Genomic DNA, 17,650 nt, shown 5'->3' on the forward strand with positions numbered 1-17,650 from the left:
AGCCGCCGGTTCGGGCCCGATGCGACATCGGACCACCGGACCGACAAGGATAGCCACTCGATGCAAGTCGTTGAAAAACTGAATGAAGGCCTCAGCCGCGTTCTCGAAGTCACGGTCACCAAGGACCAGCTGACGCAAAAGCTGAACGCCAAGATCGCCGAGATCACCCCCAAGATGAACATCAAGGGCTTCCGCCCCGGCAAGGTGCCGCAAGGCCACGTCCGCAAGATGTACGGCAAGGAGCTGATGGGCGAGATCATCCAGGATACGCTCAACGACACGACGCAAAAGGCGATGGAACAGGCGAACATCCGCCCGGCCAGCCAGCCCGAACTCAAGCCGCTGGGCGACATCGAAGCCGTCATCAACGGTCAGTCGGACCTGGCGTATGAAATCGCCGTCGAAATGATGCCGATCTTCACGCCGGTCGATCCGACCGAGGTCGAACTGACCCGTCCGGTTTACGAGCCGACCGACGAAGACGTCAACGAGTCGCTGAAGCAGGTCGTGGCCGGCAACAAGCAATACGAAGAAAAGAAGGCCAAGGGTAAGGCCGCGGTCAAGGCCGAAGACGGCGACAAGCTGATCATCGACTTCCTGGGCAAGATCGGCGACGAAGCCTTCGTTGGCGGCCAGGCCGAAGACGCCGAACTGATCATCGGTTCGGGCATGTTCATCCCGGGCTTCGAGGAGCAGTTGATCGGCGCCAAGAAGGGCGAGAGCAAGGTTCTCAACGTCACCTTCCCGGAAGAATACGGCGCCAAGGAACTGGCCGGCAAGGCCGCGACCTTTGAAACCACCGTCAAGGATATCCTGTCGCCGAAGGAAGGCGAAGCCGACGACGACATGGCCAAGAGCCTGGGCCTGGAAAGCCTCGACGCCCTGAAGGGCATCATCAAGGGCCAGCTGGACCAGCAGTACAAGACCGCTTCGCGCTTCAAGATGAAGCGCCAACTGCTCGACATCCTGGACGAGAAGCACAACTTCGAACTGCCGGCGCGCATGCTTGAGGCCGAGTTCCAGGGCATCTGGCAACAGGTCGAGCAAGACAAGGCCGCCGGCCAGCTTGACGAAGAAGACGCCAATAAGTCAGAGCAGGAACTGAAGGACGAGTACCTGAAGATCGCCCAGCGCCGCGTGCGCCTCGGTCTGGTCCTCGCCGAAATCGGCACGCGCCAGAACGTCCAGGTTACCGACCAGGAAGTGTCGCAGGCCATCATGCGCGAAGCCCGCAACTATCCGGGCCAGGAGCGCCAGGTGTTCGACTTCTATAAAAACAACCCGGGTGCCGCTGCGCAAATCCGCGCGCCGATCTACGAAGAAAAGGTCTGCGACCTGATCTTCACCCAGGCCAAGGTCACCGACACGCCGATCAGCAAGGACGACCTGCTGAAGGAAGAAGACGAAGGCTAAGCCTTCCGAAACGCTCAATGGAAAAGCCCGCTTCGGCGGGCTTTTTTGTGCGCGATCAGATGGATTGCGAAACGCAATGGTAAATTGCCAATGCATTGCGGATCGCAATTCAATTACGTACCGGCGCTTGCGGCCTGGACGCTATGGCCAGTCTTTTATCGTGTTGGACCGTTAGCAGGTTTTACCGTGTTGGCCATTTCGGCAGCATCCAGCCGGGCTTTCCGAGGGTCGGGCTGGCTTTGGAATTTGCCGTCGACTTCGACAACAAGGATTTCATCGCGCTGTATCTCGTAACGCGGCCAGTTCGCGAGGCCGGCACCATTCGGATTTCCTGATTTTGCGAAATTGGCCCAATAGGTGTTGAGCGTCCCGGCAACGGTCGTATCCATGGCTGCCGGCGCCGCACCGTCGCGAGTGCCCAGATTGGCGAAGGCGAACGGCACCTCGAACCCATGTGGCGTTCCATTGCGCAGTTGCGCGCGCATGGACTCCGGCAGATAGCCAAATCGATAGACGTAAACGGGTGTTTCCGCGGCTGACAGAGCACGGGCGGTGAAACGCGCTGGTTCGGCTTGGGCGCGATCGGCTCCTGCCATGACCAGCAAATCAGCTATGACCGCTGTCCCGTCCGGATCATAGGCTGCAACCGCTTGCGTCTTAGCCGCGCCATATTGTGAAAACAGGTCGTCTTTCGTTTCGGCAGCGATAAATCCTATAAAGTCAGCGCTGTTGGTGCCGATCATCACAGGAACGCGCGTCTGCCGACCCATCTCATAGGCGCTTTGCGCGGTTTCGGGCACCAGACGGCCATCCAGAATAGGCCCCGGATAAATGCTCGGCCCGCCAGGTCCTGCCGTCTCCGCACCGCCGTCAAGGACCTCTTCGCTGCTGAGTGCCCGCAAGGCGCTCAGTGCGGCGTCGCCCGTGCCGTTGATGTTATGCTTTTTGGCGAAGTTGACGCCGATCGTCTCGGCTGACACGGGGTAATGGGGATCGACACCGTCTTCGCTGATCGGGCGGCCCGTGAGCACGCCGTCGCGACCACCGCCGGATTGAATAATCGCCTTTTGAAACAGGCCGCGGGACAGCGGCGAGGTCAGCAGCGTGTGTACGGAGACACCACCGGCGGATTCACCAAAGATCGTAACATTACCCGGGTCGCCGCCGAAAGCGGAGATGTTCTGCTGGACCCAGGTCAGGGCCGCGATCTGGCCCATATAGGCATAGTTGCCCTTGAGTTCGTCTTGCCGCTCATGGCTGAGTGCGGGAAACGCAAAGAATCCGAAGCGTCCCAAGCGGTAGTTGAGCGTCACCAGGATCACGCCCTGCCGGGCGAAGGGCTCTCCCGAGAAGGTTGATTGCGCGCCGGAGCCGAATACGAAAGCGCCCCCGTGGATCCACACCATGACCGGCAGTTTCGCATCCGCAGCGGCGTCAGCGGGTCTCCATACATTGACGAACAGGCAATTCTCGGAACTGGCCGACGGCCCCGGCTGAAACGATCGCTGGACGCAATCGGCGCCGAACCGGGTCGCGTCCCGCTCGCCTTGCCAGCCAGGTGCCGGAGCGGGTGGTCGCCAGCGAAGTTCCCCAACCGGAGCGGCGGCAAAGGGAATGCCTTTGAAGCTGGAAATCCCCCCTTCGGTAACGCCGCGCAAGGTTCCGGACGAAACCTGAACCGTCTGAGCCGTCGCCAGTGGTGCAGACAGGAGCGCTGCGGCGATCAGACAGGGTGTGAAACGCATCATCTTGTTCCTATCGGTGTTTATTATGCGAGGCGTCAGGCAGCGCTCATTCTAGCGTGTTTCAACGCGGTGCGATGACGGCCGCCGCGACTTCCGCGTCCTGAGCGGCACTGCCGCCGGATACGCCCAGGGCGCCAACGACCCGGCCATCGACCACGATCGGTATGCCACCGCCGACAGCCAGCACTTCATCGGACGACAGAAGCACCGTGCGGCCATTCTGGACGCGCGTTTCAAGCTCTGCTGTTGCCAGACGCAGCCGAGCCGAAGAGCGTGCCTTTTGCTGGGCCAGCTCCGTCGACGCGTAGGGCGCGTCTTCCATGCGGGCGAAGGCTATGAGTTCACCGGAGGGTTCCACCACCGCGAAAGCCATGGTGAGGCCACGCGCGGCGCCTGCCTCCATACCCTTGTCGATCAGCGCAAGCGCTTCGTTGACAGCAATGGGTGGGCCATAACGGCTGGGCGGGGCTGTTTGTGCCTCAGCGCCCAGGGGGGCTGTGAGCATGACGGCAGAGGCCAGGAGCGCTTTGCGTATCATATTATTACCTTCCTTCTCAGGGGCGCACGGGAAGCGGTGCTTCCCTGCCCGAATGCACCAGGACGGCGTCCGGAAGCCGCTGGCCCTGCACGTCGATGGCGCGAACCGCGGTATTTAATTCCGTCAGTTCGTCCGGTGTGAAGCGGATGGCCGCCGCACCGAAATTCTGGCGCATGTGCGCTGTGTTGGTCGTCCCGGGAATGGGGACAATCCAGGGCTTTTGCGCCAGCAGCCACGCCAGGGCGATCTGCGCCGGAGCAGCCTGCTTACGTTCGGCCCAGCTTTTGATGAGGGTCACCAGTTGCAGGTTGTGCGGCATGTTCTCCAGCGCGAAACGGGGTTCCATGCCGCGAATGTCGCCGGGGGCGAACCGCGTATTGGCGTCGATCCAGCCGGTGAGAAACTGCACGCCGAGCGGGCTCCACGGCACAAAGCCGATACCCAGGTCTTCACACAGGGGAAGAACCTCGGCTTCCGGGCCGCGCCACAGCATCGAATACTCGCTCTGTACGGCGGTAACGGGCAGGACCGCATGGGCACGACGAAGCGTGTTCAGTCCCATCTCGGACAGGCCCCAATGCAGAATCTTGCCTTGTTTCATCAAATCCTGCACGGCGCCGGCGACATCTTCAATCGGCACATCGGGATCGACGCGGTGCTGATAGACCAGGTCGATACGATCGGTACGCAGCCGCTTCAACATGCCTTCGACGACGACTTTGATATGATCCGGGCGGCTGTTCAGCCCTGGCTTGCGCGCGCCGGTTTCCTGATCGATGTTCCAGCCAAATTTTGAGGTGATGACGACCTGGTTTCGGAAGGGCTGGATAGCTTCGCCCAGGATACGTTCGCACTCATGCGGGCCATAGGCTTCGGCGCAATCGAAGAAGGTGACGCCAGACTCGAACGCCGTGCGGATATGCGCGACCATTTCAGGCCGGTACGGGGCTTCGGTCGTGTATTTGCGGCTCATATTCTGGACGCCGAGGCCGATGCTGGAGACGACAAGCTTGCCTAACCGGCGGCGGTTCGCAGCTGGGGCTGCAGCGGCATGGGCGGCCCCCGCAGCAACAGTACCCAGTGCGGGCAGGGCCAGCCCCGCCGTCAGCAAATCGCGGCGCCCGATGTTCACAGTGGACCTTGAAGGTGTCATTTTACAGTTCCTTTTAAGAGCCCATCAATCGCGTGAAGGACAGTGATCCCAGTTTCCACGCCTGGCCCTGGCGGACATAAACTTCGGTCACCATGAACGGGTTGGTCACCTCATTGCCGCCGACCACCGCCAGAAGGCGCAGCCTGCTGAGGACAATCGCGGTATCGCCGATGATATTGACGGTAACGCTCTCGATATCGGCCTTCTTGTACTGGATCATGCCGCCACGGATGACATCGAACTCCTGGGCCTTGGTCATCGCGCCGCCCATATGAACGAAGACAGATTTGTCGTCGAACAGGGCATCCAGTGCCTCGACATTGCGCTCGCTCATCCACAGCCACTTCTGGGCGGACAAGTCGATAACCTTCTGCTCCGCAGGCGTACGGCTGACCGAGGGTGCGGGCGCAGGGGTCTGAGCACTGGCGATTACCGGCATTACAGAAGCAGCCAGGATCAAGCCGACCAACAAAGCTCTCATGGATGGTTCCCTTTCATTCTCGTGAAAGGCCAATCTAAACCCTATGGGCCATTGCGATAATACGCTATAATCAGAATGCCATTATTAGGACAGCTAATGAATTCGTCGCCCAGCTTCGATGATCTTGCCGCCTTTGCCCATGTCGCCAAGGAGCGGAGTTTTACGCGCGCGGCGGCAAAGCTGGGCGTCTCCCAGTCTGCCCTGAGCCAGACCATCCGCGCCCTGGAAGAAAAGCTCGGCCTGCGGCTGCTGACCCGCACGACCCGCAGCGTCTCGCCTACGGAGGCGGGCGAACGTATCCTGCGCACCCTGATCCCGCGACTGGAGGAGATAACAGCCGAGATCGGCGCCTTAAGAGCGCTGCGTGACACCCCGGCAGGCACGATCAGAATTACGGCGGGCGAGCACGCGGCGGTATCTGTTTTACAGCCGCCCCTGACCGATTTTCTGCGTCAGCATCCAGATATCACGGTCGAGATCATCGTCGATTACGGATTGACCGATATTGTGGCGGAACGCTTCGATGCCGGTGTCAGGCTGGGAGAACAGGTCGCCAAGGATATGGTCGCCGTGCGTATCGGACCGGACATGCGGATGGCGGTCGTTGCGTCCCCCGACTACTTTACGATGCATACGCCGCCTGTCACGCCTCCGGATTTGATGGCCCATGACTGCATCAACATGCGCATGCCGACCTATGGCGGCTTGTTTCCCTGGGAGTTCGAGAAGAATGGCCGCGAACTGAACGTACGAGTGGATGGTCAATTGGTTTTCAACAACCTTGCGCTCAGGATCAATGCCGCGCTGGCTGGCCAGGGCCTTGCCTACGTTCCTGAAGACCAGGTCGTCCATCTGATCGAAGCTGGCCAACTAGTGCGTGTTCTGGAAGACTGGTGCGAACCATTTACCGGCTACCACCTCTATTACCCAAGCCGCCGCGACTCGTCGCCCGCGCTATCCGCCCTGGTCGCCACACTGCGTTACAAAGCGTCGTGACACGATTGTCCAGTCGCCGGATGACACCCGGAAGACTTAAAAAAACAAGGCGGATATCTACCGCCGCTAAAACCGATCCGCCCCTAATATTCTCCACCTGCGCAAATTCTTAAACGAATCGTGGTCTGGTGCCTGTGCAATCCGGAGTTGCCACCGTCTCATCAATGGAGCGCCTACCTTGAGTGAGACATTCGCAGGACCCGATACCCGTGACATCCACTCTCCGCCGCGCCGGCCTCCGGGCAGCGACAGCCCTCATGGCTGTGTTGCTTCCGGCCCTCCCGATTACCGCGCTTCTCACCACCGCCGCTGAGGCACAGGACTACGTTACCGGCGCCGTATCCGGTTCGGTCGTGGACGACACCGGCGCCCCTATAGGCAATGCCACAGTCACCCTGACCTCCGACGCTCAGGGGCACAGCCGCGTCGTGGCCGTCACGTCGTCCGGCCGCTTCAGCATCACAGGCCTAGCGCCGGGGGCCTACAACATCGTCATCCGCGCTCCCGGCCGCGAAGACCTGACGACCGCCATCGACGTCGCGGTGACCCAGGAAGCGCGTCTTGACGCAATACTGCAATCCGCCGGCACGCCCGTCGTGGTGAGGGGCAAGCGCGTCCGCATGGACTTCACCCGCGCCACAACGGGCCTGGTCGTCAACCTCGACAGCCTGACCGAGCAGATCCCGCTGGCGCGCAACCTCAACGCCGTGACGCTGCTGGCGCCGACCGTCGTGCCGGGCAATCCGGGCTTTGGCGGTGGCGACAATGCCGTCGCGTCATTCGGCGGCGGTTCCGTGGCGGAAAACGCCTACTATATCGACGGGCTCAACATCACCAATCCCGACACCTTCGTCGGGGGTGCGCGCGTGCCGTTCGACTTCTACAAGTCGATCGAGGTCATGACCGGCGGTTATCCGGCCGAGTTCGGCCGCGCCACCGGCGGTGTCGTCAACGCCACAACCAAGTCGGGCAGCAATAATTTCACCTTCGCGCTGCACGGCAACTTCAAGCCAAACAGCCTGAGGGCCAGGGAACGCGACACCTATAATTACGACGGCCGTTTCTCGACCGCTTCAAATAACTCGCTGATCGTCGAGATGGGCGGGGCACTGATCCGCGACCGCCTGTTCGCCTACGGTCTGTACCAGGCCAATGACATCGAATGGGAAACGGCCAATGTCCAGAGCCGCTTTTATAGCCACGCGACCAGTAACGACCCGTTCTACGGCCTGAAGCTCGACGGCTATATTACGCCGACGCAGCGACTGTCGCTCACGGCATTCGACACCACCAATACGGCGATCTCGCGCCGTTATGGTTTCGACGGCACCCAGGCCGGCGATTACGTCGCCACCGAGGTTACCGAAACCGGCGGGCGCAACTGGGTGCTCAACTATTCCGGCCGCGTGACGGACTGGTTCAACCTGTCCGCAGCGGTAGGGGAGATGCGCGACCGGTCCAACGTCACGCCCCAAGACCCGTCCGCCTACTATGTCCGCGTCATCGACCGCAACAACCGGCCGACGACCCTGTCTAAGGGCCAGCCGACCACCGGCACCAAGGTCACCGACATGGCGCGCAAGTTCTGGCGCGCCGACGGCGATATCCGTTTCGATGCATTGGGCCGGCACCACGTCCGCTTCGGCATCGACCACGAAGACAATTCCGAGACCAAGACCGACAACTTCGTCGGCGGCGTGCCTGTGCAGTACGTCTTCCGCACGTATGACGCCACGGGCACGGTGATCAATAACAACAGCCGGCTGCAAGTCATCTACCAACAGCTGGGCGGTAACGTCGCTTCGGAAAACCAGGCGATCTACATCCAGGACTCCTGGGACGTCACGCCTGCCCTGAACGTGCAGGTCGGGGTGCGCGACGACACCTTCCGCCAGTACGACCTGTCGGGCCAGCGCTATATCAACCTGACCGGAAATGTCGCGCCGCGCCTCGGCTTCAGCTGGGATCCGACGGGTGAGGGCGCCTGGAAGATCCACGGATCGTACGGCGCCAACTTCATTCCGCCGGCGATGAACCTGGGCGTTCGCGGCAAGGACCTCTACTTCTCGCAATATTTCCGGGCGCCTACAGGTGGCTGGGTGATAGACCCCACCACGGGCCTGCCCCAGACGGTCGGCACGGCCTATCCCACGTTCAACCAGCCTTGCCCGGCGTCGCAACTGGCCAGCGCTCCCGGCTTCAACAGCAGCCATGCGGCAAGCGCCAACACCTGCTACGTCATCGGCAACGGCAGCCAGGAAGGCGCTACCTCCAAGGCGGCGATCGGCCTGAAGGCCACGCGTGTCGATGAGATGACGCTCGGCGCCGACTATCGGATCAATGACCAGTGGTCGGTGGGCCTGAACGCCGTCCATCGCAACACGGTCAATGTCTCGGAAGATTCGGAGTTTGGCCCGGCGATCATCGACCACCTGAAAGCCAACGGCCTCGACGCCTCGCAATACGAGGACGGCGAGATATCCAACAGCTACTATGTGTGGAATGTCGGCGACCACGACGTCACGATCCGGCTCAAGGAGCCGCTGCCGGGCGAAAGCGAACAACGCACGGTCACCTTGACGGCTGCCCAGCTCGGGCACTTCGCCGACGCGAAACGCGAATACACGGCGCTGACCATCGACTTCAAACGCGCCTTCGACGGTAAGTGGGGCCTGCAGGGGTCCTATACGCTGTCAAAGCTCTACGGCAACTATAGCGGCACGGTCACCGACTTCGGCAATGGCGTTCAAAAGGACGCGGGCGCGACCTATCAGTGGGATACGCCCAATACCGAGGACCACGCCGTAGGTCTTCTGCCGGGCAATCCGACCCACAGCGTCAAGGTCTGGGGCAGCTATGCCTTCACGCCACAACTACTGGGCGGGGTCAATATCCTGGTCCAGTCGCCGACGCGTTTCAGCTGCCTGGGCAATGATCCTGAGGACGTCTCGCCCTATACGGTCTTCCACTATTGCGGTGGTCAGCCGGCACAGATGGGCGAGGGGCTGAAGTCCGATTGGGTGCGCAATGTCGATGCGTCCCTACGCTATACTGTACCGCAAACCGTGCTGCCGAAAGGCAAGCTTGTGCTGCGGGCGGACGTGTTCAACCTGTTCGATATCCGCAGCGTGGTGACGCGCTACGTCACCTATGACGGCGCAACGGCCGGCGCGGTCGACGCCAATTACGGTGCGCCGTCGAACTACACCCAGCCCCGGTCGGTGCGGATCGGCTTCGACCTTAGCTATTAGAACGCGATGACACAAATCCCCCCTTCCGTCATTTGCTCCGCAAATGCCACCTTCCCCGTAAACGGGGAAGGAAAGACTTGATATTGCTTAGCTTATTCCTTCCCCGTTTACGGGGAAGGTGGCGCCGCCGGAGGCGGTGACGGAAGGGGGATTTCCAGCGGCAAACCATGGACCAAAGCCAACTTGCAAGCAGCAACTCAAAAGCCACTTGCAAGTCAGAAGTTAGCCAAAAGTCCATCCAACCGCGTGTAACCGGCCTCCATGCCCTCCATCATCGGCGACGAGGCGACCATGTCGCGCGTTTCCCTGGACGCATAGGTGATGGTCAGGATCAGTTCGGTGACACCATCCCGTTCGACCAGGACCATGTCACCGTCAGCCGAACCCTTCGTCCAGTCATCGTCGAATATCTGCTGGTCGGCGATGTGGCCGGGTGCATCAACAAGGCTGTAGACGCCGCTCATCGCCATGGTCTTGCCGCCTTCGCCGTGCCACTCGTAGCGGTACTTGCCGCCGACGCGCAGATCGACGTCGCACACCGGCATGGTCCAGCCGGGCGGCCCCAGCAGCCAGCGCCGGATGAGGTCCGGCTTGGTGTGGGCGTCCCATACCAGCTGGCGTGGCGCATCGAAGGTCCGCGTCAACCGGATTTCGCGGTCGGAGGGCAGGGCGGCATTGAGCCGCCCAACGGTTTTGATGATCATCGAGGACATGGGAACCTGTCTATTTGATCGGCTTGCGCAGGACTGTGCGGTACTGGCTTGAGTCCGGACCGGTCTCGGGGCCCGCGGCATAGGTTTCCCACAGTTCGTCAGTCGTTGCGACGCCCTGGTCCTTCAGGGCCGTCATGAACTGACCCCAGCCATTGCCGAGCCCTTCATAGCCACCGTGATAGGTGGTGCTTGCTGCCTTCATCGCCGGACGCACGCCGGGCTGAACGCGACCGGCGGGCGCGACATCGCGATCGACCGGCAGGCAGATTTCGAAATCGAAGGTGTCGGTGGGTGCGCGATGGTGATGTGTGAACCACGGCCCCGAAGGCGTGATGCCCTGGGCGGCCAGCGTCGAATTTAGTTCGCCTATGCCGGCGCCCATATGGCTCATGATCTCGTTCGTCGGGACCTTGAGCGGGATGACTGCCATCTTCTGTTCGGGCAGGTCGATGATTTCTAGTGTGTCGATCATGGTATCCTCCTTAAGTGTTCAGGGATGGTCCTTCTGGACCGCTTTCATTTCCTCAAGCAGCCCGTCGAGCCGCTGATAGTTGCCTTCAAGCTTCGCGCAGAAGGCGTCGAGCCAGGCAGTTGCCTGACGCAAGGGTTTGGCGACCGCGCGCACAGGCCGGCGGGTGCCGTCGCGGCCGCGGGTCACCAGCCCGGCATTTTCCAGCACCTTGAGATGCTTCGAAATGGCCGGCTGGCTCATGGAAAACGGTTCCGCCAGGTCCATAACCGTGACCTCGCCCTGCGCCAGCCGCGCCAGGATTGCGCGCCGCGTCGGGTCGGCCAAGGCGACAAAGGTTGCGTCGAGACTGTCGAATGCCATTTCCATAACCATATAGCTATATAACTTATCGGTTATATATATCGACGATTTTTGGCTGTCAAGACGCATTCGATTTTTCCAAGGCTCTTGAAAAGATGTGGGCAAATTGCCAAGTTGGTTCAGATAGGGACGCGCACTCACTTAAGGTTAAGACTTGTTGCCTTAGATGGAGCGACGACCGTCGATTCGAAACACACAAAGGATTCGTGAATGCGCGACCCCGTTGATCATCTGACCTCCTACCTGGTTCCTACCGTCATCGAGCAATCGAGCCGTGGCGAGCGCGCCTACGACATCTATTCGCGCATGCTGAAGGAGCGGATCATCTTCCTGACCGGCCCGTTCGAGGACGGCATGGCGACGTCTATCTGCGCCCAGCTCCTGTTCCTGGAATCGGAAAACCCGAAGAAGGAAATCTCCATGTACATCAACAGCCCCGGCGGTCAGGTGACCTCGGCGCTGGCGATCTACGACACCATGCAATACATCAAGTCGCCGGTGACGACCGTCTGTATGGGCATGGCCGCTTCGGCCGGCTCGCTGATCCTGCAGGCCGGTGAAGCCGGTCAGCGCATCTCGCTGCCCAACTCCAAGATCATGGTGCACCAGCCTTCGGGCGGCGCGCGCGGCATGGCATCGGACATCGAAATCCAGGCCGAGGACATCCGCAAGACCAAGAAGCTGCTGAACGAAATCTACGTCAAGCACACCGGTCAATCGTATGAGACCATCGAAAAGACCCTCGACCGCGACCGCTACATGACGGCGGACGAAGCCAAGTCGTTTGGCCTGATCGACCACGTCTACGACAAGCGCAAGGACGGCACCGAAGTCGCCGCCTGATTTATGTTGGAATAGAATATGGAAACGCGGTCCTTCGGGGCCGCGTTTTTGTTTGTCAGAACAACGGATTAAGCGCATGGGGCCGCTATGGCCTTGAACCACGGAAAACACGGAAAGCGCTTTCGGCGCGACACGGAAAAGACACGGAATTCGGGCCTGAGCGTCGCGCTCCGTGTGCGTGGGAGTGCCTTTTAGATTTCAAGATTACACAGATGATCCGAACGTGTCGCCACGGTCAGGTGCAAGCTTCCCGGGAGAATGACGGCGCAAAGCGCCGTCGGGGCTTTCGTATCGGCTGGGCACGCACGGTCCATCCGCACAGATCATCTATGTAATCTGTGGACCCCACTTGATCGTAGCCGCAGGCACAATCAAGACCGGCTAAGCTCAAATTCCGTGTCTTTTCCGTGTCGCGCCGAAAGCGCTTTCCGTGTTTTCCGTGGTTCAAATCTTCATGGACACCACAAATAAATCAAGGTCTTTTCCTGAATACCCGATAGTGTGGATGACGCGACGCCGCCAGCATTTCGCGGTCGCCCGCCGTATCCCCATAGGCCGCTTCGAGATCCAGTTTGTCGCCAAATGCTTCGCGCAGCCGGCACATCTTCTCCTCGCCGCGGCAGTTGATTCCCTCAAGGTCAGGCAGCAGCCGGCCCTCCGGTGAAAACCCCAGCCGCGTACCGATGACCTGGTCGGCACCGAGTAACTCTCCAAACGGCGCCACAAGCATCTGTGGCGAGGCGGTGACGATTACCCTCAGCCGATCGGGTTGATCCTGTTGATTCCATTCTGCCAAGGCATCCGGACGGAAGAGGGTATGGCCGGTTGCTTCGGCAAACGACGCGGCCCACGCTTCAAGTTCTCGCTTCGGAACCGCCCCTAATAGTTTGAATAACAATCGGGATTTCAGCGCCCCCCGGTCGCGCGTCGCGATGTAGTCACCGAGTAGCGAGGGCTCGGCCGCGAACGCCGCCGCGATGCGCATGCTGCCCGAGGTGAATTTCAGGAAGGCCACGAAACTGTCGGTATAGGTCAGCGTGCCGTCGAAGTCGAAGGCGACGACCTTGGATACAAGTGATTCTGATGTCCCGGAGGACGGCTCTGGCGGCATGGGGAGGCCTGTATCCACAAGGTTGGCGCGGCGCCGCGCAATGAGTGCTTTTATTCCGCATTTTTTATCCCATATAAAGCGCTACAAGGCCTAATTTGATCCGGCAAGGCTGTTGAGGCCCACACCAAACTGTGCATAAATGCCAGATACGGGGCACCACAAAGCCTGTATCGACGTCTGGCTTAGCCTTTATTAAGGCTTGCCGGGCTAAGGTGCCGGGATTACCTGCGGCCAGATTGCGGTTTGTGCGATCTTCCGCGACTTCAAGGTGAAGAGACATTATGACCAAAGCCGCTACGGGCGACAGCAAAAGCACCCTCTATTGTTCTTTCTGCGGAAAGAGCCAGCATGAGGTGCGCAAACTTATCGCCGGGCCGACCGTGTTCATTTGTGATGAGTGCGTCGAACTGTGCATGGATATCATCCGCGAAGAGCACAAGATTGCTTTCGTCAAGTCCAAGGATGGCGTTCCGACCCCGAAGGAAATTCGCGAGGTCCTGGACGATTACGTCATCGGCCAAAACCAGGCCAAGAAGGTTCTGTCGGTCGCCGTTCACAACCACTACAAGCGCCTGAACCACGCTGCCAAGGGTAATGACGTCGAACTGGCCAAGTCGAACATCATGCTGATCGGTCCGACCGGCTCGGGCAAGACCCTGCTGGCGCAGACCCTGGCGCGCATCATCGACGTGCCATTCACCATGGCCGACGCCACGACCCTGACCGAAGCCGGTTATGTCGGTGAAGACGTTGAAAACATCATCCTGAAGCTGCTCCAGGCCGCTGACTACAATGTCGAACGCGCCCAGCGCGGCATCGTCTACATCGACGAAGTCGACAAGATTTCGCGCAAGTCGGATAATCCCTCGATCACCCGCGACGTGTCGGGCGAAGGCGTCCAGCAGGCGCTGCTCAAGATCATGGAAGGCACCGTTGCCTCCGTGCCGCCGCAAGGCGGGCGCAAGCATCCGCAGCAGGAATTCCTGCAGGTCGACACGACCAACATCCTGTTCATCTGCGGCGGCGCTTTCGCCGGCCTGGAAAAGATCATTTCCAGCCGCGGCAAGGGCACCTCGATCGGCTTCGGCGCGACCGTAAAGGACCCTGAAGATCGCCGCACCGGCGAAGTCCTGCGCGAAGTCGAACCCGATGACCTGATGAAGTTCGGCCTGATCCCGGAATTCATCGGCCGCCTGCCGGTTCTGGCGACGCTGGAAGACCTCGATGAGCACACCCTGGTCAAGATCCTGACCGAGCCGAAGAACGCTCTGGTCAAGCAGTACCAGCGCCTGTTCGAGATGGAAAACGTCTCGCTGACCTTCAACGAGGAAGCGCTGTACGCTGTTGCCAAGAAGGCCATCGTTCGCAAGACCGGCGCGCGCGGCCTGCGCTCGATCCTGGAAGGCATCCTGCTCGACACCATGTACGAACTGCCGACCATGCAGGGCGTCGAGGAAGTCGTCATCAATGGCGAAGTCGTTGAAGAGCGTGCCACACCGCTGCTCATCTACGCTGAAAAGCGCGCCGGCGGAGCGGCTTAAAGCCGACACCTAAGGTAAAAACAAAAACGCGGTCCGGATCTCCGGGCCGCGTTTTTTCTTAGATGCGTTTAGATCGAAGCCTGGTTTTAACGCCGGAAATCCCTCTTCCGTCCGCTTCGCGTCCACCTTCCCCGTAAACGGGGAAGGAAGGATTTGATATTGCTTAGCTAATTCCTTCCCCGTTTACGGGGAAGGTGTCGCGACGCTTGCGCCGTGACGGAAGGGGGGACTTTCGAACGAATAGACTACACCGGGCCGTAATGTGATTTTCCTTAAAGCCGGCAAGGGACTAGGCTCTGGTTAACGCCCAATCCGGAGAATCCGGTGGACAGGAGAGGCGGGCTGGTTTCGACATACCTTGAAGTTTCGCTGGCCTTCCCCCACATCTGTTAACGAAGCGCTCTGGTGGATTCGCTGTCTCCTTCCCGACGACAGCACTCACCCTGAGAAGCGCCTTATCTTTAAGACTCTCTAGAGACCTCGCGTTTACACTTTTTAACACGAGGCGCCTTGAAGGTCTTGTCAGGCGGCAGATCCATGCCGCAAGGAGTAAAAATGTTGGATCTTGTGACCATCCCCGTCCTGCCGCTGCGCGACATCGTGGTCTTCCCGCATATGGTTGTGCCTTTGTTTGTTGGCCGCGAAAAATCGGTCCAGGCGCTCGACGAGGTGATGAAAGGCGACAAGCAGATCCTGCTCGCCACCCAGAAGAATTCCTCCGACGACGACCCCGACACGTCCGCCATCTATGAGATCGGCGTCCTGGCCAATGTCCTGCAGCTGCTGAAGCTGCCCGACGGCACGGTCAAGGTGCTGGTTGAAGGCAAGTCGCGGGCCCGCGTCAAGCGCTTCCTGTCGACCGAGCCCTATTACGAAGCCGAAGCCTATGTGCTGGATGGCGGTGAAACCGAAGGCCCGGACACCGAAGCCCTGACCCGCGCCGTCTCGGAGCAGTTCGAAAATTACATCAAGCTGAACAAGAAGATTCCGCCGGAAAGCCTTAATGCGATTGCGGAAATCAGCGATGCCGATGTGCTGGCAGACTCGATTGCCGCCCATCTGGTTGTCAAGATCGCCGACAAGCAGGCGCTTCTGGAACAGTTGTCCGTCACCAAGCGGCTTGAGAAGATCTACGCCCTGATGGAAGGCGAAATCTCGGTCCTGCAGGTCGAAAAGAAGATCCGCAGCCGCGTCAAGCGCCAGATGGAAAAGACCCAGCGCGAATATTACCTGAATGAGCAGATGAAGGCCATTCAGCGCGAGCTGGGCGAACAGGACGAGAGCAAGGACGAACTGGCCGAGCTCGAAAAGAAGATCAAGGGTACCAAGCTTAGCAAGGAAGCGCGCACCAAGGCGCTGGCCGAACTGGGCAAGCTGCGCCATATGTCGCCGATGTCGGCCGAAAGCACCGTCGTGCGCAACTATCTCGACTGGCTGCTGTCGATTCCCTGGGGCGCCGTCAAGCCGAAGGCCATCGATCTCAAGAAGGCCGAGGACATCCTCGAAGCCGATCACTACGGCCTCGACAAGGTCAAGGAGCGCATCCTCGAGCACCTGGCCGTCCAGGCGCGCATGGGGACGTTGAAAGGCCCGATCCTGTGCCTCGTCGGTCCTCCGGGCGTCGGCAAGACGAGCCTGGGCAAGTCGATCGCCAAGGCGACAGGCCGTGAATTCATCCGCATCTCGCTGGGCGGCGTGCGCGACGAATCGGAAATCCGCGGCCACCGCCGGACCTATATCGGCTCCATGCCTGGCAAGATCATCCAGAACATGAAGAAGGTGAAGTCTACCAACGCCTTCTTCCTGCTCGATGAAATCGACAAGATGGGCGCCGACTGGCGCGGCGATCCGGCTTCGGCTTTGCTAGAAGTGCTGGACCCCGCACAGAACTCGACCTTCGCCGACCACTATCTCGAGGTCGACTACGATCTGTCGAAGATCATGTTCGTCACGACGGCCAACAGCCTCAACATGCCCCAGCCCCTGCTGGATCGCATGGAGATCATCCGCATCCCGGGTTACACCGAAGATGAAAAGGTCGAAATCGCCAAGCGTCACGTCCTGCCGAACCTGATGAAGGAACACGGCCTCACCACCGAAGAATTCATCGTCCCGGAAGCCGCCATTCGCGACATCATCCGCTACTACACACGTGAAGCCGGCGTGCGGTCGCTGGAGCGTGAACTGGGCAACCTGGCGCGCAAGACGATCCGTGACCTGGCCCGCGAAGGTGTCAAGACGATCACCATCGATGACGAGCGTCTGGCCAAGTATTCGGGCGTCAAGAAGTACCACTACGGCGCCACCGACGAAACCGACCAGGTCGGCATCGTCACGGGCCTGGCCTGGACCGAATTCGGCGGTGACATCCTCACCATCGAAGCCATCAAGATGCTCGGCAAGGGCAATATGAAGGTCACGGGCAACCTCAAGGAAGTGATGAAGGAATCCGTTTCGGCGGCCAACTCCTACGTCCGTGCCCTGGCGCCAAAGTTCGGTATCCTGCCGCCGGTGTTCGACAAGACCGACGTCCACGTCCACGTTCCCGAAGGCGCCACGCCCAAGGACGGTCCGTCGGCCGGCGTCGCCATGGTCACGGCCATGGTGTCGGTGCTTACCGGCATTCCGGTGCGCAAGGATCTGGCCATGACGGGTGAAATCACCCTGCGCGGCCGCGTCCTGCCGATCGGTGGCCTCAAGGAAAAGCTGCTGGCGGCCCTGCGCTCCGGCATCAAGACCGTCCTGATCCCGAAGGAGAACGAGAAGGACCTGGTCGACATCCCGGCCAACGTCAAGTCGGGCCTGGAGATCATCCCGGTCGGCCAGGCAGACGAAGTCCTGCGCCACGCCCTGGTCAAGCCCTTGACGCCGATCGAATGGATCGAGCCGATCATCACGGCAGCGACCACAACGACCGCCCCGGACGACTCGGATGCGGCGACGGCCCACTAGGGCTAAGCGAAACGACTGAAAATGGCCCGGTTCATCCCGGGCCATTTTTGTTTTTGGGGTTTGCATTTGCGCGTCGCATGC

The 17,650-nt window shown here is 60.3% G+C and carries 14 protein-coding genes; 6 read left to right on the forward strand and 8 right to left on the reverse strand.

Going from position 1 to position 17,650, the window contains the following annotated elements:
- Window positions 1-60: 60 nt before the first annotated feature.
- The gene (gene tig / locus AC1DON_RS15375) at window positions 61-1,413 is read left to right on the forward strand and encodes a trigger factor (RefSeq protein WP_476935694.1); all 1,353 of its coding nucleotides are present in this window, start codon (window positions 61-63) and stop codon (window positions 1,411-1,413) included.
- A 155-nt stretch (window positions 1,414-1,568) separates the two neighbouring features.
- Here tig and AC1DON_RS15380 read toward each other — a convergent pair whose 3' ends face one another.
- From AC1DON_RS15380 to AC1DON_RS15395, 4 genes are all read right to left on the reverse strand, one after another.
- A complete protein-coding gene (locus AC1DON_RS15380) occupies window positions 1,569-3,158 on the reverse strand; it encodes a carboxylesterase/lipase family protein (protein WP_476935695.1) in 1,590 nt (529 codons plus the stop codon).
- 61 nt (window positions 3,159-3,219) lie between these two features.
- Window positions 3,220-3,696 (reverse strand): GlcG/HbpS family heme-binding protein, encoded by a 477-nt coding sequence (locus AC1DON_RS15385; protein WP_476935696.1) that lies wholly within the window; start codon window positions 3,694-3,696, stop codon window positions 3,220-3,222.
- Window positions 3,697-3,712: 16 nt separating this feature from the next.
- Entirely contained in the window at window positions 3,713-4,849 is a 1,137-nt protein-coding gene (locus tag AC1DON_RS15390; protein WP_476935697.1) for an aldo/keto reductase, read from the reverse strand.
- 13 nt (window positions 4,850-4,862) lie between these two features.
- On the reverse strand, window positions 4,863-5,330 hold the full coding sequence (locus AC1DON_RS15395) for a nuclear transport factor 2 family protein (RefSeq protein ID WP_476935698.1): 468 nt from the start codon (window positions 5,328-5,330) through the stop codon (window positions 4,863-4,865).
- A 96-nt stretch (window positions 5,331-5,426) separates the two neighbouring features.
- Between AC1DON_RS15395 and AC1DON_RS15400 the strand changes: the two genes are divergently transcribed.
- Window positions 5,427-6,326 (forward strand): LysR family transcriptional regulator, encoded by a 900-nt coding sequence (locus AC1DON_RS15400; protein ID WP_476935699.1) that lies wholly within the window; start codon window positions 5,427-5,429, stop codon window positions 6,324-6,326.
- 209 nt (window positions 6,327-6,535) lie between these two features.
- Window positions 6,536-9,577, forward strand: a complete 3,042-nt coding sequence (locus AC1DON_RS15405; RefSeq protein ID WP_476935700.1) for a TonB-dependent receptor — start codon at window positions 6,536-6,538, stop codon at window positions 9,575-9,577.
- A 215-nt stretch (window positions 9,578-9,792) separates the two neighbouring features.
- On the opposite strand, the gene AC1DON_RS15410 is transcribed toward AC1DON_RS15405, so the two are convergent.
- From AC1DON_RS15410 to AC1DON_RS15420, 3 genes are read right to left on the reverse strand one after another with little or no spacing between them, the layout of a single operon-like run.
- Window positions 9,793-10,290, reverse strand: a complete 498-nt coding sequence (locus tag AC1DON_RS15410; RefSeq protein ID WP_476935701.1) for an SRPBCC family protein — start codon at window positions 10,288-10,290, stop codon at window positions 9,793-9,795.
- 10 nt (window positions 10,291-10,300) lie between these two features.
- Window positions 10,301-10,762, reverse strand: coding sequence for a GyrI-like domain-containing protein (locus tag AC1DON_RS15415; RefSeq protein ID WP_476935702.1), 462 nt, complete (start codon window positions 10,760-10,762; stop codon window positions 10,301-10,303).
- A gap of 18 nt (window positions 10,763-10,780) precedes the next feature.
- On the reverse strand, window positions 10,781-11,122 hold the full coding sequence (locus AC1DON_RS15420) for an ArsR/SmtB family transcription factor (RefSeq protein WP_476935703.1): 342 nt from the start codon (window positions 11,120-11,122) through the stop codon (window positions 10,781-10,783).
- A gap of 210 nt (window positions 11,123-11,332) precedes the next feature.
- On the opposite strand from AC1DON_RS15420, the gene AC1DON_RS15425 reads away from it, so the two are divergent.
- Window positions 11,333-11,965, forward strand: coding sequence for an ATP-dependent Clp protease proteolytic subunit (locus AC1DON_RS15425; RefSeq protein ID WP_476935704.1), 633 nt, complete (start codon window positions 11,333-11,335; stop codon window positions 11,963-11,965).
- Window positions 11,966-12,437: 472 nt separating this feature from the next.
- On the opposite strand, the gene AC1DON_RS15430 is transcribed toward AC1DON_RS15425, so the two are convergent.
- Window positions 12,438-13,076 (reverse strand): HAD-IB family hydrolase, encoded by a 639-nt coding sequence (locus AC1DON_RS15430; RefSeq protein ID WP_476935705.1) that lies wholly within the window; start codon window positions 13,074-13,076, stop codon window positions 12,438-12,440.
- Between the two features lie 281 nt (window positions 13,077-13,357).
- On the opposite strand from AC1DON_RS15430, the gene clpX reads away from it, so the two are divergent.
- Together clpX and lon are read left to right on the forward strand one after the other, a co-directional pair.
- On the forward strand, window positions 13,358-14,617 hold the full coding sequence (clpX, locus tag AC1DON_RS15435) for an ATP-dependent Clp protease ATP-binding subunit ClpX (protein ID WP_476935706.1): 1,260 nt from the start codon (window positions 13,358-13,360) through the stop codon (window positions 14,615-14,617).
- Between the two features lie 555 nt (window positions 14,618-15,172).
- Window positions 15,173-17,569, forward strand: coding sequence for an endopeptidase La (gene lon / locus AC1DON_RS15440; RefSeq protein ID WP_476935707.1), 2,397 nt, complete (start codon window positions 15,173-15,175; stop codon window positions 17,567-17,569).
- Window positions 17,570-17,650 lie beyond the last annotated feature (81 nt).

The organism is Asticcacaulis sp. P4_H10 (assembly GCF_056400965.1).